Annotated in this window: 1 protein-coding gene; it reads left to right on the top strand. The window is 74.6% G+C overall.

Going from position 1 to position 1,069, the window contains the following annotated elements:
* Positions 1-132: 132 nt before the first annotated feature.
* The coding region (locus tag MCM47_RS41350) for a nitrate- and nitrite sensing domain-containing protein (RefSeq protein ID WP_238951900.1) at positions 133-1,069 on the top strand (937 nt) is incomplete at its 3' end.

Raw genomic sequence — 1,069 nt, 5'->3', positions numbered from 1 at the left:
GCCCCCCCCCCCCCCCCCCCCCCCCCCCCCCCCCCGCCCCCCCCCGGTTGCCCCCCCCCCGCCACAGGCTCCCGCCGGCGGCCCCTCGAACCGCTCCCCGTCCGCGCCTGGCACTTCCCGACCGAGGACTCCATGCGTCTGCGCAGCAGCTCGATCCGCGCGAAGATCATCGCGCTGCTCCTGGTGCCCATCGTCGCTCTCACCGCCCTGTGGGCGTACGCGACGCTCGCCACCACCGGAGACGTCTGGAGCCAGTTGGAGGTCAGCAGTACGTACAAGGAGTTCGGGACGCCGGTCGACCAGTACGCCTACGCGCTGCAGAACGAGCGGCGCGCCGCCGTCCAGCGGCTGGCCGACCCGGGCTCGCGGTCCGCGCGGGACGCCTTCGAGCACGCCCAGGGCGTCACCGACCGGGGTCTGGCCGCCCTGCGGCAGAAGAAGGACGGGAGCAACGGGCGGCTCGACGCCGCCCAGCGCGGCCGCTACCTGCAGATCCTCGCCGCCGCCGACCAGCTCGTCCCGCTGCGCGCCCAGATCGGCCGCTCGGCCCTCAACTGGGAGTTCGCCCTCGGCCAGTACAGCGACCTGGTCAAGCCCACCTTCGGTTTCCGGTCCGCTTTCGTCGCCCGGCAGAGCGGCCAACTGCCCCGGCAGGGAACGATCCTGATCGAGCTGGCGCGTGCCCGCGAGTACCTGTCCCAGGAGGACGCGGCGATGGAGGGGCTGCGCACCGCCCCGGGCAAGCCCACCGCCGAGCAGTACCAGGTCGCGCTGGACGCCCTGCACAACCAGCAGGCGCTCTTCACCGTGTACGTCGCCGAGCTGGAGCCGGTCGACCAGGCCGACTACATCGCCCTGCGCGGCGGCGAGGCCTGGGCGGCGCTGGCCCGCGCCGAGGCCGACTTCGTCGGCGCGGGCGGGCCGGACCGGGTGGTCCAGGCGATCAACGGCGACGCCTGGCGGGAGACCGCCGACCGCGCGCTGGGCGACCTCGCCGCGATCAACACCAGGCTGGCCGGCACCATCGGTGACCGTGAGCGCTCCTACGCGATCGGCCTGCTGTGGCGCG

This window comes from Kitasatospora sp. A2-31, from assembly GCF_022288725.1.
GTDB lineage: Bacteria > Actinomycetota > Actinomycetes > Streptomycetales > Streptomycetaceae > Kitasatospora.
This window is presented reverse-complemented; position numbering and strand designations above follow the sequence as displayed.